The sequence below is a fragment of the Klebsiella sp. KPN54798 genome (assembly GCF_021184225.1).
GTDB lineage: Bacteria > Pseudomonadota > Gammaproteobacteria > Enterobacterales > Enterobacteriaceae > Klebsiella > Klebsiella pneumoniae.
In genome coordinates this window covers 2,092,436-2,105,750 of the sequence record NZ_CP089234.1, presented here as the reverse complement: position 1 = coordinate 2,105,750, position 13,315 = coordinate 2,092,436, and the positions used below count along the sequence as shown (strand labels likewise).

12 protein-coding genes and 1 pseudogene are annotated in these 13,315 nt (G+C 58.1%); 3 read left to right on the top strand and 10 right to left on the bottom strand.

From position 1 onward, the window contains the following. Window positions 1-57: 57 nt before the first annotated feature. Window positions 58-1,116, bottom strand: a complete 1,059-nt coding sequence (locus LPQ25_RS10040) for a branched-chain amino acid ABC transporter substrate-binding protein (RefSeq protein ID WP_161508574.1) — start codon at window positions 1,114-1,116, stop codon at window positions 58-60. Window positions 1,117-1,405: 289 nt separating this feature from the next. Between LPQ25_RS10040 and LPQ25_RS10035 the strand changes: the two genes are divergently transcribed. Then, on the top strand, window positions 1,406-1,552 hold the full coding sequence (locus tag LPQ25_RS10035; protein ID WP_014907354.1) for a hypothetical protein: 147 nt from the start codon (window positions 1,406-1,408) through the stop codon (window positions 1,550-1,552). Between the two features lie 51 nt (window positions 1,553-1,603). On the opposite strand, the pseudogene pflB reads toward LPQ25_RS10035, so the two are convergent. The 5 genes and pseudogenes from pflB to tdcA form a co-directional block, all read right to left on the bottom strand. Next, window positions 1,604-3,897: pseudogene (gene pflB / locus LPQ25_RS10030) on the bottom strand (formate C-acetyltransferase). Window positions 3,898-3,925: 28 nt separating this feature from the next. Next, entirely contained in the window at window positions 3,926-5,134 is a 1,209-nt protein-coding gene (tdcD, locus tag LPQ25_RS10025) for a propionate kinase (protein ID WP_014907352.1), read from the bottom strand. Window positions 5,135-5,161: 27 nt separating this feature from the next. Further along, a complete protein-coding gene (gene tdcC / locus LPQ25_RS10020) occupies window positions 5,162-6,493 on the bottom strand; it encodes a threonine/serine transporter TdcC (RefSeq protein WP_004145486.1) in 1,332 nt (443 codons plus the stop codon). Between the two features lie 25 nt (window positions 6,494-6,518). Next, entirely contained in the window at window positions 6,519-7,508 is a 990-nt protein-coding gene (gene tdcB / locus LPQ25_RS10015; protein ID WP_002910762.1) for a bifunctional threonine ammonia-lyase/L-serine ammonia-lyase TdcB, read from the bottom strand. A gap of 93 nt (window positions 7,509-7,601) precedes the next feature. Beyond that, the gene (gene tdcA / locus LPQ25_RS10010; protein ID WP_002910764.1) at window positions 7,602-8,543 is read right to left on the bottom strand and encodes a transcriptional regulator TdcA; all 942 of its coding nucleotides are present in this window, start codon (window positions 8,541-8,543) and stop codon (window positions 7,602-7,604) included. 176 nt (window positions 8,544-8,719) lie between these two features. Between tdcA and LPQ25_RS10005 the strand changes: the two genes are divergently transcribed. Both LPQ25_RS10005 and LPQ25_RS10000 read left to right on the top strand, forming a co-directional pair. Further along, the gene (locus LPQ25_RS10005; protein WP_004148810.1) at window positions 8,720-8,863 is read left to right on the top strand and encodes a hypothetical protein; all 144 of its coding nucleotides are present in this window, start codon (window positions 8,720-8,722) and stop codon (window positions 8,861-8,863) included. Window positions 8,864-9,160: 297 nt separating this feature from the next. Then, on the top strand, window positions 9,161-9,283 hold the full coding sequence (locus LPQ25_RS10000; RefSeq protein ID WP_004145488.1) for a nitrilotriacetate monooxygenase: 123 nt from the start codon (window positions 9,161-9,163) through the stop codon (window positions 9,281-9,283). A gap of 37 nt (window positions 9,284-9,320) precedes the next feature. On the opposite strand, the gene LPQ25_RS09995 is transcribed toward LPQ25_RS10000, so the two are convergent. The 4 genes from LPQ25_RS09995 to LPQ25_RS09980 all read right to left on the bottom strand — a co-directional run bounded on the left by LPQ25_RS09995 (window position 9,321) and on the right by LPQ25_RS09980 (window position 13,307). Beyond that, complete coding sequence (locus LPQ25_RS09995; protein WP_041168952.1) at window positions 9,321-10,121, bottom strand: phosphate/phosphite/phosphonate ABC transporter substrate-binding protein; 801 nt, start codon at window positions 10,119-10,121, stop codon at window positions 9,321-9,323. Next, entirely contained in the window at window positions 10,114-11,100 is a 987-nt protein-coding gene (locus LPQ25_RS09990) for a fatty acid desaturase (RefSeq protein ID WP_004211065.1), read from the bottom strand. Before LPQ25_RS09990 ends, LPQ25_RS09995 begins: the two co-directional genes overlap by 8 nt. A 155-nt stretch (window positions 11,101-11,255) precedes the next feature. Next, window positions 11,256-12,113: a GIY-YIG nuclease family protein gene (locus tag LPQ25_RS09985; RefSeq protein ID WP_015874932.1), complete on the bottom strand. Its 858-nt coding sequence runs from the start codon at window positions 12,111-12,113 to the stop codon at window positions 11,256-11,258. A 447-nt stretch (window positions 12,114-12,560) separates the two neighbouring features. Beyond that, window positions 12,561-13,307, bottom strand: coding sequence for a proteasome-type protease (locus tag LPQ25_RS09980; protein WP_002910830.1), 747 nt, complete (start codon window positions 13,305-13,307; stop codon window positions 12,561-12,563). Window positions 13,308-13,315: the final 8 nt, after the last annotated feature.

Below are 13,315 nucleotides of genomic sequence, written 5' to 3'. Positions count from 1 at the left end.
GCCGTCATGTGACAATTCGCAAGTCAAAAGGACAGAGCGTCCTCAGGTCGTGGCCGATCAGAGCTGGTGATATTTGCCCTTGTCGTCCCACTGATAGACCACGTAGTCGGACACCTTGAGGTCGCCTTTGCCATCCCAGGCTTTCTTGCCCATCACCGTCTCGACGTCGTGGCTCTTCAGCCAGTCGCTGGCTTTGGCGTTATCGGTACCGACGGCGTTCCAGGCCGCGGCGATAGCCTGAATGGAGGCGTAGGCGTAGAGGGTATAACCTTCCGGCTCAAAGCCGCTGGCGCGGAACTTCTCGATCACCGCTTTGCCGTCGGGGAGGGTGCGCGGATCCTGACCAAAGGTCATCAGCACGCCGTTAGTGAACTGCGGCCCGCCGGCGGCCGTGACCAGCTCCTCGGTGACGATACAGTCGCCGGAGAAGAATTTGGCCTGCCCCCCCTGCTCGCGCATCTGGCGCACCAGCGGGCCCGCTTCAGGATGGCAGCCGCCAAAGTAGACCACGTCCGGCTTGAGGGCGCCGATCTTGGTCACCAGGGCGTTAAAGTCTTTTTCACCGCGGGAAAGGCCTTCGTACAACACTTCTTTCGTACCCCGCTTCGCCAGCGCCGCGCGGGTGGCATCGGCCAGCCCCTGACCATAGGTGTCTTTATCGTGGATGACGGCGATTTTCTTCGCCTTCAGCACGTCCAGCATATAGTTGGCGGCGATCGCCCCCTGCTGATCGTCACGACCACACATGCGGAAGAGATCTTTGATGCCGCGCTCGGTGATCTGCGGGTTGGTCGAGCCGGGGGTAATGGTCAGGATCCCGGCTTCGTCATATACCTCGGAGGCCGGCATCGTTGAGGAAGAGCAAAAGTGCCCCACCACGGCGGAGACTTTCGCTTCATCCACCAGCCGGTTGGCCACCGCCACCGCCTGCTTCGGTTCGCACGCGTCATCCCCCTGCACCAGCACAATCTTTTCGCCTTTGATGCCGCCGGCGGCATTGATATCGGCCACCGCCTGCGAGGCCCCCTTCCAGTACTGGGCGCCGTAGGTGGCGTTGGGGCCGGTAAAGGGCCCGGCGACGCCGATCTTCACGTCTGCCTGGGCGTAAAAGGCCATGCTCATACAACCTGCTATCACAACATGAAGCGTCATTGTTTTCAGTTTCAAAGACATTCGGATATTCCTCAGCGATGTAAAGCCTGGCGTCATGGAATGACGCAGAAAATATCACTTACCGTGTGGTGCCGACGCTGGCGCAGCGCCAGGACGGCCAGGGTGGAAGAAGCAAAAATCCCGCCAGGAAGGAGTGGAACACCGGAGAACAGTCGCCCCGGTCGGTACGCACGCGACGGCAACCCGTGCCGCATCCGGCAAGGGCGCATTCCCTTTCAGGTCAGGAGATCGGTTGCCATCACGTGGCGAGCCGGACAACGCGGTATCCGTACCGGCCCGTGAGCTAAACATAGATGCAGTTAGCGGTCGCTGCGCGCCGGCGTGGTGCAAAAATGCGAATATGATCAACAGTAGTGATTATTTTGTTGCGGTAATGTGAAGATGATAACAGGAGAGCCCGTTAAAGGCTCTCCTGTGACCCGGTGGCCGCTCAGAGTTGACTGGTGAACGTTCGGGAGATCACATCCTGCTGCTGTTCGCGGGTCAGCGCGTTAAAGCGGACCGCATAGCCGGAGACGCGGATCGTCAGATTCGGATACTGCTCCGGGTGTTCTATCGCATCGAGCAGCTTTTCCCGGTTCAGCACATTGACGTTGAGATGCTGTCCCCCTCCACCGTCTCCTCGTGGTGGAAGTAGCCGTCCAGCAGGCCCACCAGGTTGTTTTCCTGCGCTGACGGGGCTTTGCCGAGCGCCGCCGGCACGATGGAGAAGGTATACGAGATGCCATCTTTGGCGTAGGTAAACGGCAGTTTCGCCACCGAGGTCAGCGACGCCACCGCCCCTTTCCGGTCGCGGCCATGCATCGGATTGGCCCCCGGAGCGAACGGCGTCCCCGCCCGACGTCCGTCCGGGGTGTTGCCGGTTTTCTGGCCGTATACCACGTTGGAGGTGATGGTCAGGATCGACTGGGTCGGCACCGCCTGACGCCAGGTGGGGAGCGCCTGAATTTTGCGCATAAAGCGCTCCACCAGGTCGCAGGCGATGGCATCGACCCGATCGTCGTTGTTGCCGTACTGCGGATAGTCGCCTTCAATGACAAAGTCCACCGCCAGCCCGTGGTGATCGCGCACCGGCTTCACCCGGGCGTACTTTATCGCCGACAACGAATCCGCCGCCACCGACAGGCCGGCGATGCCGCAGGCCATCGTGCGGTAGACGTCGCGGTCGTGCAGGGCCATCAGCGCCGCCTCGTAGCTGTACTTATCATGCATGCAATGGATGATGTTCAGCGCGCTGATGTACTGCACCGCCAGCCAGTCCATAAAGTGGTCGAGGCTGGCCATCACGGTGCCGTAGTCCAGCACCTCATCGCGCAACGGTGCGGTTTTCGGCCCCACCTGAATCTTCAGTTTCTCATCCACCCCGCCGTTAATCGCGTAGAGCAGCGTTTTGGCGAGATTGGCGCGGGCGCCGAAGAACTGCATCTGCTTGCCGATCACCATCGGGCTGACGCAGCAGGCGATGGCGTAGTCGTCGCTGTGAAAATCGCTGCGCATCAGATCGTCGTTCTCATACTGCAGCGACGAGGTGGCGATAGAGACCCGGGCGGCATATTTTTTAAACGCCACTGGCAGCGCTTGCGACCAGAGCACGGTCAGGTTCGGCTCCGGCGCCGGGCCCATGGTATGCAGAGTATGCAGATAGCGGAAGGTGGTTTTGCTGACCAGGGTGCGACCATCCAGCCCCATGCCGCCCAGCACCTCCGTCGCCCAGATGGGATCCCCGGAGAACAGCGAATCAAATTCCGGGGTGCGCAGGAAACGCACCATGCGGATCTTCATGATGAAGTGATCAATGAGCTCCTGGGCCTGCTCCTCATTTAATAAACCGGCGCGCAGATCGCGTTCGATATAGATGTCGAGGAAGGTGGCCGTGCGCCCCAGCGACATGGCGCCGCCGTTCTGCGACTTCACCGCCGCCAGGTAGGCGAAGTAGAGCCACTGCACCGCCTCCCGGGCAGTGCGCGCCGGGTGAGAGATATCGCAGCCGTAGCGGGCCGCCATCTCCTGCATCTGCAGCAGCGCGCGCCGCTGTTCGGCCAGCTCCTCGCGCAGGCGCAGGGTGGCCTCCAGCGCCTCGCCGCGCTCAAGGGCCGGCTGCAGGTCGGCAAACTGCAGCTCACGTTCGCGGACCAGGTAGCGAATGCCGTACAGCGCCACGCGGCGGTAATCGCCGATGATCCGTCCGCGGCCATAGCCGTCCGGTAGCCCGGTCAGCACCCCGGATTTGCGGCAGCGCAGCATATCCGGGGAATAGACGTCAAAAACGCCCTGATTGTGGGTCTTACGCAGCGCCGTAAACTGATACTCAAAGTCAGGATCCATTTCGCGACCATAGGCCTCGAAGGCGCTTTTGATCATCTTGATGCCGCCAAAAGGATGCAGGGCGCGCTTCAGCGGCTGGTCCGTTTGCAGGCCGACGATCTTTTCCAGCGGCTGGTTGATATAGCCCGCCGCGTGGGCGGTGATGGAGGTGGCGACATTGGTGTCGAAATCCACCGGCGCATGGGTGGCGTTCTCGACGCGGATCCCGGCCATCACCTGCTCCCAGAGGGCGGTGGTCGCTGGCGTCGCGTCGGCGAGGAAAGACTCATCGCCCTCGTAAGGGGTGTAGTTATGCTGAATAAAGTCGCGAACGTCGATCTGCGTTTGCCACGCCGTACCGCGAAAGCCCAGCCAGGCGTCAGCGTATCGTACATCCTGGGTATCGATATCTACTTTCATGAACATCGTCTCTCTACAGAATAAAAAGTCAGGCCAGCGCCGCCGCGGTGTGGATCCGGCCTAAGCGGATCGCATCGAGGGCAATCATGCGCTCTTCATTGGTAGGAATAACCGCGCAGCGCACCCGGCTGCCGTCGGCGGAGATCAGGCGCTCGCCGGCCGAATTGGGCTGCTGATTGCGGGCGGCGTCCATCGCAAGGCCAAAGACCGCCAGCCGCTCGCTCACCAGCCGACGGATCAGCACCGAGTTCTCGCCAATCCCGCCGGTGAAAATAATGCCGTCGAGACGCTGCAGCGCCGCGGCGTGGCCGGCAATATGGCGGGCGATACGATGGACAAAGGTTTTAATCGCCAGGCGGGCGCGTGCATGGCCCTCATGCCACGCCTGCTCCAGCACCCGCAGGTCGGAGGAAAGACCGGAGATCCCCAGCAGGCCGGAGGCGGTGTTGGCTACCCGCTCCAGGTCGCTGAGGGTCTGCCGGGTTTCCCCGGCAATCCACGCCATGGCGCCGAAGTCGACATCACCGCTGCGGGTGCCCATCATCAGCCCCTCCAGCGGCGTCATCCCCATCGAGGTGTCCACGCTGCGGCCGTTACGCACCGCGCAGATCGAGGCGCCATTGCCCAGGTGGGCGATCACCAGGCCGCTCTCCTGCTCCGGCAACCCGAGCAGCGCCAGGGCGCGCTGGGACACATAGCGGTGCGAGGTGCCGTGGAAACCGTAGCGGCGTACCCCGAGATTCTGGTAATACTCCCACGGCAGACCATAGAGAAAAGCTTCCGGGGCCAGGGTCTGGTGAAAGCTGGTATCAAAGACCGCCACCTGCATCACCTCCGGGAACAGCCGCTGCGCCGAGGCGATGCCGCTGAGACTGGCGTAGTTATGCAGCGGGGCCAGGGACGATACCTGGCGAATGTTATTGATAACCTCCTCGCTAATAATGACCGACTCGGTGAACAGGTCGCCGCCGTGGGCGACGCGGTGGCCAATCAGGGCCACGCTGTCGATGAGGTCGCGTTGGGCTAATGCTCCGGCAATCGCCTGCAGGGCGCCTTCGTAGCCGCGCTGCGCCAGCGCCACCGGCTCGCCGCCGTTGAGCGAGAGAGACGCCCGTTCCGCGTTGATGCCCTCGGCCACGCCGTTGAGCAGGCAGTCGCAGCTGGCGACGTCGAGGACGGAAAATTTGATCGACGACGAGCCGCAGTTAATCACCAGTACTACCGGAAATTCAGTCATGTTGTACTCCGCGTGGCCTGAGCCGGATTAGAACAGTTTGTAAGCAATGTTGAGGATGGTCAGCAGACCGATAGCGGTCACAAAGAGGTTGTCGAGACGGCCACGGTATTTGGCCAGCGAAGGCGCTTTACGAATGGCGTACATCGGCAGCAGGCACAGCAGCGAGGCGATAATCGGCGCGCCCATGGCCTCAATCAGGTCGAGGATATTGGGGTTGGCATACGCCACCACCCAGGTCGATCCCATGATGAACACCATGCTCAGGGTATTGAGCTTGCCGCTGGAGACCCGGGTTTTATCCCCTTTATAGCCGAAGCGCAGGATCAGACCGTTCAGCCCCTCGAGCGTGCCGAGATAGTGGCCGAAAAACGATTTGAAGATGGCCACCAGGGCGATGATCGACGCGCCATACTCCAGCAGGGTGGCAAAGGTGGATTTGGTGCCCGACATCGAGGCAAAGTGGTTCGCCAGATAGGAGAGCACCGGGATATTCTGCGCCTTGGCGTCCGCCATGTTCTGCGGTGAGAGGGTAAACAGGCAGCTGAAGGCGAAGAACATCACCACCGCCACCATCAGCATGCTGGCCCGGGAGATGATCTGTGAGCATTTGCGTTCGGTATACTCGCGGCCAAACTGCGCTTCATACTCTTCGCGTTTGGAGACCACAAACGAGGAGACGATCGGCGAGAAGTTGAAGGAGAACACCATGATGGAGATGCCCAGCCATACCGTCACCAGAATGCCGTCGTGACCGGTTAAGGCGATATCGCTGAGGTTGACCTGGTCAATCACCGCGCTATTCCAGTAGGGGATCAGGGACAGGGAGATCACCACCAGGCTGGCGATAAACGGCCACACCAGATAGCTCATCACCTTGACCATCAGGTCTTTACCAAACCAGATGACAAACGCCATCAGCAGCAGCAGGAGCAGCGCCACCACCCCGCGGTTGAGAGCCGGCATCTGCAGCTGGTTCTCCCAGAAAGTCATAAAGGTATTGGTGATCGTGACGCCATAAATCCACAGCAGTGGGCAGATGGCGAAGAAGTACAGAAAGGTGATCACCACCCCGCCGGTTTTGCCAAAATGCTCTTCCACCGTTTCGGTGATATTGCCGGAGGGGTTAGCCCCCGACAGGCATAGCCGGGCCAGGGCCCGATGGCAATAAAAGGCGATGGGATAGGCCAGCACCAGCATCACCAGGATCGGGATCAGCCCGCCGAAGCCTGCGCGGATCGGGAAAAACAGCACCCCGGCGCCGATAGCGGTGCCAAACAGGCCCAGGGTCCAGGTGGTGTCAGATTTACGCCAGGACGAAAGGCTTGTCTGGCTGGATGCAATGCTCTCAGTCGTACTCATATCCTGTCCTCACTTATGTATTGAATTAAGCGTCAACAAAACCGGTAATTTGCGATACCCGGGAGAGATCGATATTGCCCCCGGAAATCAGGCTGACCGTTTTGCGGTTCTGGATATAGCTGTCGAGTTTGCCGCTTAATAACGCGGCGCAGGCTAACGCCCCGGCCCCTTCGGTGATCACTTTATTGCGCTGAATTAAGGCGACCATGCTCTGGCGAATGTCGTCCTCACTCACCAGGACGATGTCATCCACCAGCTGGCGGGCGATTTCATAGGTCAGTTTCCCCGGGCGGGCGACGTCGCAACCATCGGCTAAGGTGCCGGCGTGGCGATGGCTGGTGATTTCCCCGGCATACCAGGAGGCGGCCATGCCGTGAACATTCTCCGACTGCACGCCGATAATGCGGATTGTCGGGTTAATGGATTTAATCGCAATCGCGATACCGGCAATTAAGCCGCCGCCGCCAATGGGCACGATGACATTATCCACGTCATACAGATCTTCTAATATTTCGAGTCCAATCGTCCCCTGCCCGGCGATAACCTGCGGGTCGTCATAGGGGGGAATAAAAATGCGGCCCTCAAGTTCAACAATATCGCTGGCTTTGGCGAGGGTATCGTTAAAGTTATCGCCATGTAGCACCACTTCCGCCGAATAATCACAGGTGGCGGCAACTTTCGATTTCGGCGCCCCTTTCGGCATCACCACTTTCCCGTCAATGCCGAGCATGGCGCAGGAGAGCGAGACGCCCTGGGCGTGGTTGCCCGCTGAGCAGGCCACCACCCCTTTGCGTTTTTCCGCCGCGGTTAAACCGCACAGTTTATTAAAGGCGCCGCGAATTTTAAATGAACCCGTGCGCTGCATATTTTCGAATTTAAGAAATATTTCGCCCTGGCAGCGCTCGCTAAAATAATTCGAACGGGGCATGCCTGTTTTATATATTTTTCCCGCGAGGCGTTGTTTCGCTTCGAGAATATCGTCAATAGATACCGGAAGATCGTAGGTAATATGCATTATGGCCTCTGTATCTGAATATAAAGTCAATGACCGGGCGTCATCCTGCTGATAACAGCGAGGACGTGTGTTGGATTATTTAACGACTTTCAGTTACGCAATAATTTGTAATGGCTGCCAGTGGCGGTTGCCCTGCCCCGAGGAATAGTGTTTCGCCATCTCCACCAGCGACGCCGCGGCGGTTTTTAACCGGTAATTTTTCGACCATACCGCCGCATAGCGCGCCACCGGCAAGGCCTCTTTAATGGGGATGGTGACAAACTGGCTCGAGCCAAACGGCGTGGTCATGTCGCAGGGGATCACCGTCAGAAAATCGGCATTGAGCACCAGGTTATAGATCGTCACCACCGAATCGGTATTAACGATATTTTCACGGCGGATACCGCTGCGCTGCAGGGTGGTCAGCAGTTCGCTGTAGTAGCCCATATTGGTCTCCGGCAGCACCCACTGCTCGTGCTGGAGCGAGGCCAGGCGGACGGTGCCGTTGCCGATCCGCGCCCGGTTCGCCACCAGCACAAACTCAGACTCAAACAGCGGCTCGACGTGCAGGTCCTGCAGTTTCATCTCATCGCTCAGCGTCCCGATGGCGAAGTCGAGGCGCCCGTCGCGGATTGCCGGCAAAAAGGCGGAGAGCTGCGCCTCATACATCGAGACCCGCGCCTTCGGGAAAGTCATTTTAAACTGATGCACCATCTCCGACATAAAGGTAAACCCGACCAGCGAAGGGAAACCAAAGGAGACATCCACCACCGCGCTGTTGGTCAGAGCATTCATTTCATTGACCATATTTTTCATTTCACGGGTGATCGCTTCTGACCAGTTGAGAAATACCTGCCCGGCCTCGGTGAGCGAGACGCCGGTATTTCGCCGGACGATTAATTCACTGCCAAAATAACTCTCCATGTCGCCAATAATTTTACTGACCGCCGGCTGAGTGAGTCCTAACGCTTTTGCTCCGGCCCCGATTGACCCGCTGCGGATCACTTCCTGGAAAACTACCAGATGCTGTGTTTTAGGCAGAGAAAAAGTATTCATCGCGTCTCACTTTCATTCCTTTGTTGACGGCGGAAAGTGTAACAAATCGCAATTGCCGGGTTATGTGAGAGCTCTCACAAAGGCTCCGCCGCGGCGGATAAGCAGGATCAACGAGCCAGAATAAGTAAAGTAAAATCAATATATTAAAAGCATCATGGACGCTATTTGCGCGCCTTTTGCCGTGGCCGAATGCGGGGATAAAAATAATTGATGGCGATAACATCGACGGCGAAATGGCGATAAAAAATACGTCTTTTGTACGTTATTCGACCCGCGCTATCAGGGTGAGAAGAAAGCCGAAAATTAAATTAATGCTGTAAAGAATAAAAAGCAGACGTAATAAACGCCATTATTTAACGACAAGCCGGTCGGGCATCACATTTTATCCCCGGCGGTTGGGGAAAATGCACGGTCATTATTTACACCAAAGAAACATTAAATTCACAATTTTTCTTTTGGGTCGCGATAGGCAGCGATCTTTTTTCCGCCATAGCGCAGTTGGTCATACTTTGATTAAAATCAACCCTGGTAATTTATCTTTTACGACGGCCATTGGAGAGTCATTTGTGTTGCCGATCACAAATCCATAAAACAACGACCCGGCCTATCGTGAAGAGATGATCCCGCGGCTGCGCCAGCAGCTTAACGAGCAGCTGATGAGCGACCAGCTGGCTGTCGACCTGCTCTCTTCCTATCTGCGAATGGATCTCAGCGCCCAGCCGTGGGACCAGCCGCTATAGCCCGCCCCGGCGCAGATCGCTGGCCCGGGCATTTCGCCTATAGCTGGCTGCCCCCCAGCGCCGCGGCTTCATCCCGCCACGCCAGCAGCGGCGCATAGGCCTCCCGCGACATATCGCTATAGCCGCAGATCAGCAAGGCGTCGCACAGGGAACGATAGCTATCATCGCTTACCAGCTGCTGGAGCGCCTCGCGCAGGCTATTCAGCGTTGCCGCCGGGGTGGCGCCGGCGGTGATCAGCGGCAGCCCTGGCGCGGCCGGGCTCCAGCCGATCGCCACCAGGCCTGCCAGAGCCTGCGGCTGATAGCGCTGCAGCAGAGCGTAGGTCACGCAGTCGATGGCGGCGATATCGGCGTTTTCCTGCTGCAGCTCGCGCAGCGACTGCCGATGGCTGCCGCTGAACATCACCGCTGAAAAAAAACGCCCCTCCCGGGAGAGCGGCGCGACCATTTTACGCAGTACGTTGTAGCCGGACTGCGAGTGCTCGGCATTGCACACCGCCCGACGGCCCAAAAAGTCCCCCAGCATCCGGTGGCTATCCGCTTCGCGGACCACCAGCAGGCTGCGATAGCGGCGCCCTTCGCAACCGGGCGCAGCGTAGTGGAAGCAGCCCACCGTCTGCACCTCCGGCAATTGGGTCACCAGCGGGTAGCCACAGGTCTGGCTCAGCAACAGCGTCGGCTGGCGCCAGTGAGCCAGCAGATCCCCGGGGTCAGCCGCCGGAGGGTCCCCCGCCACCATCACGCCGCGTTCGGCCAACAGCGACTGCACCGCCTGCCACAGGGCCTGGGTCTGTTGACGGTGGATGGCATACATCGGAAAGGTCATGCGTTCAGCCATGTTCTCCTCCCGCCTGCGCCTGCTCGCCAAAGCCCGGATGGGCGTTCACCGCCACCGCCCGGCGGCTAAAATGGCGTCGCCACTCGCCGTACCCGCGCACCAGGAACCCCTGATTACGCTGCAGATACGCCGCCTGGCGATGCAGATACAGTTGACGTAAAGCGTACCAGGGGACCCCTGGCAGATCATGATGCACCGCATGGTAGTTGAGATTGAGGAACAGCGCCCGCCAGGGGAGCCCGGCCTCGTTGATCACCGAGCGGGCCAGCGGGTCATCCGCGGCGCGGTGTTCGAGAAAAGAGCGTACTTTGGTCAGGGCCAGCGCCGGGTAGCTCACCGCCAGCACAAACCACAGCGGAGAAAAACCCTGCGCCGCCATCCAGGTCAGCAGACCCGTCAGCAGCAACAGATGCAGACTCCACATGGCGATAGCGCGGCGGTCGCCCTCCCGGAAAGCCCGCAGCGCGCTGTTCAGGGTGTGAATAATATCCATCATCGGCGCCAGCAGCAGACGCCCCCAGAAGGTGTTGCGCAAGTGGATAAGGCGGCGCTGCCAGGCTGAGAAGCGCTGCCAGCTTTCCGCCGTTACGTAGTACGATTCGGGGTCATCCTCAGGGTGCGTCAGCAGATGGTTGCGATGGTGCGCCAGGTGGCTGTCGCGGTAGACGCCATAGGGATACCAGACCGCCAGCGGCAGCGTCCCCAACAGCTGGTTAAACCATGCCAGCCGGGTGGGATGCCCATGGATCAGCTCATGCTGTAAGGACATATACCAGGCGGTAAACCAGATCAACAGCAGCGTGGCCGGAAACAGTCCCAGCGTCCGCCAGCCCGCCACGCAGGCAAACCAGCCGCCGTAAACCGTCACAATCAGCAGCCAGGTCGGCAGCTCGCTGCGCCACAGCCAGCCGCGCGCCAGCTGGCGGATCAGGATGCGCTGTTGGTCATCCACATAGACAGCCGTCTTCTTTTCCGTCACTTCCGATACCTTGCCGTGTTGCCTCATTCCCACCGAAGATGTGAGATAACACGTTAAATAACAAAGTATTTAATTGACTTAGCTTTGCCAAAAAGCGCGTTTGTGTTCAACAGGGCAAAGAGAATACCGTCCATGGCGCAACAGGTTGGGGGCGTTTACATTGCGCTCGATTCTCGCTGCCGTTGTACTTGTAACTGTTTGAAGATCTCCTCAACTGCCATCCGGTTATGATACTTCGCCTGAAGACTATAATCGTATTTTGTTAATGCGCGGTCCCAGTAGGTAGCAACGGCCAGCTGGACTTCAGGGAACGAGAGTAACTGAAGACACTCTTCAAACTCACCCTCAAACCAGATTTGCTGCGCGTGTGATAAAGCTGTTTTATAAATTGGTTTTTCAAACCCTCCTTTATGGTCCGTCACCCACCGAACAATATCGGGATAGTCCATGATAAGCTCATCTGCTAATAACATATGAATTTGACAATCGCGGGACCGCGTTGAATAAGCGACTTCGTGGCTATGGATACTAAGCGTAAAATACCGGGACCATCCGCTATGCGCCCCTGGGAACAGACTAAACACCCAAACCCCTTCTTTATGTCGCCATTTTTCACAACCGGCGATAGCGAATAGTTTTACCAGGTAATCTCTCAACCCCTGGTGATGAAAAAGTCGGTCGATTTTAGGTTTAGTCGTCAACGGTTGTTGATCAAGGCTGGCAAGATGATGGGCAGCCAGTTCAGGCGTGACATTAAATAGCTCTTTCTGATTTGCAATAGTCCGCACGCGAGAATCGCGAAAAAGATAGTGCAGCCAGGTTTCGACATTATGCCAGTCAGGTACGCTACGGTAGTCTGCTACCCGCCATGGGGCATATAAACAATAGGGTGGCTGGGTATTAATCTCCTTACACCGCTTCTCTGGCAAATAATCCGTGCCACCAATTTTAATATACGGTGTTTTATCTGATACCAGTATATATACGTAGCCATACGTATTTTCATTATTCATACTGCCTCCTGCAACATATTCTCCTCAGTTACAACAGAATACGGTATGGCATGAATGCTTTAATTATCCTGGTATCACATATTTCTTATTACGTTTCACCGAACCTGCGTTTCGGTTGTATATCACGTTTCGTTCGCGGGCTGACCTCCTGTTGGCCTTCGCACCACAATTAAATGCAGAGAACCTCGCCAGACGTGCAACGTACTCAGATACAACGCAGGAAAATACTTAGTACAGCCCGAAAGCCCCTTTCCCAGGCCGGACAAGAACAGCGGCGTCGCTTTTGTGCCGGGCGGCGGCTGCGCCTTGCCCGGCCTACGATGCGTGCTGCCTGTCGTTAATTTTTTTACCGCTGTTGCTGAAATTTTACCGCCAGGTCGAGGATACTTAAGGACTCCAGCGCCTTACCCGCCTTCGCGCCGACGATACCGGGGAGCGTCACAGCGACTACTCCTCTTCCCGCTCCGCTGGCGTCCAGGTCGGCAGAGTCTGGAAGGTGTGCAACAGCCCTTCGGACCACGCCTTGCGAATGCGGTTGAAGTAGGGATCGCTGTCGGTGATGCGATGCTGCCCGGCACTGCTGAAGCTGCCGCTGCGGTAGAGCAGCGTATCCAGCGGCAGGCCGACGGACAGATTACTGCGCAGCGTCGAGTCAATGGAGATCAACGCGCAGCACATCGCCTGCTCCAGCGGCGTGTCGATGGTCAGCACCCGATCGATGATCGGTTTGCCGTATTTGCTTTCGCCAATCTGGAAATAAGGCGTGTCGCGGGTGGCTTCAATAAAGTTGCCCTCCGGATAAATATGGAACAGACGATGGGTTTCGCCGGCGATCTGGCCGCCAAGCAGCAGGTTGCAGTTGAAGTTGGTGTTACTGCAGGTCTGCTGGTTGCTGCTGTCGCGCTGGATCACCTCCAGCAGCGTTTTACCGATCAGCATCGCGGCGTCGTAGAGGGAAGTGACCTGCATCAGATTCGGCTCCTGCTGGGTACGGATGCGCGCGCTGAGCAGGCTTATCACGCTCTGGGTGGTGGCCAGATTGCCGGCGGATTGCAGCACCAGCACCCGTTCCCCCTCCTGATGGAAAACGTGCAGCTTTTTAAAAGTGGCAATATGGTCGACGCCCGCGTTGGTGCGGGAGTCGGAAGCAAACACCAGTCCATCCGCCAGGCACATGGCCACACAGTAGGTCATTGCGGTTA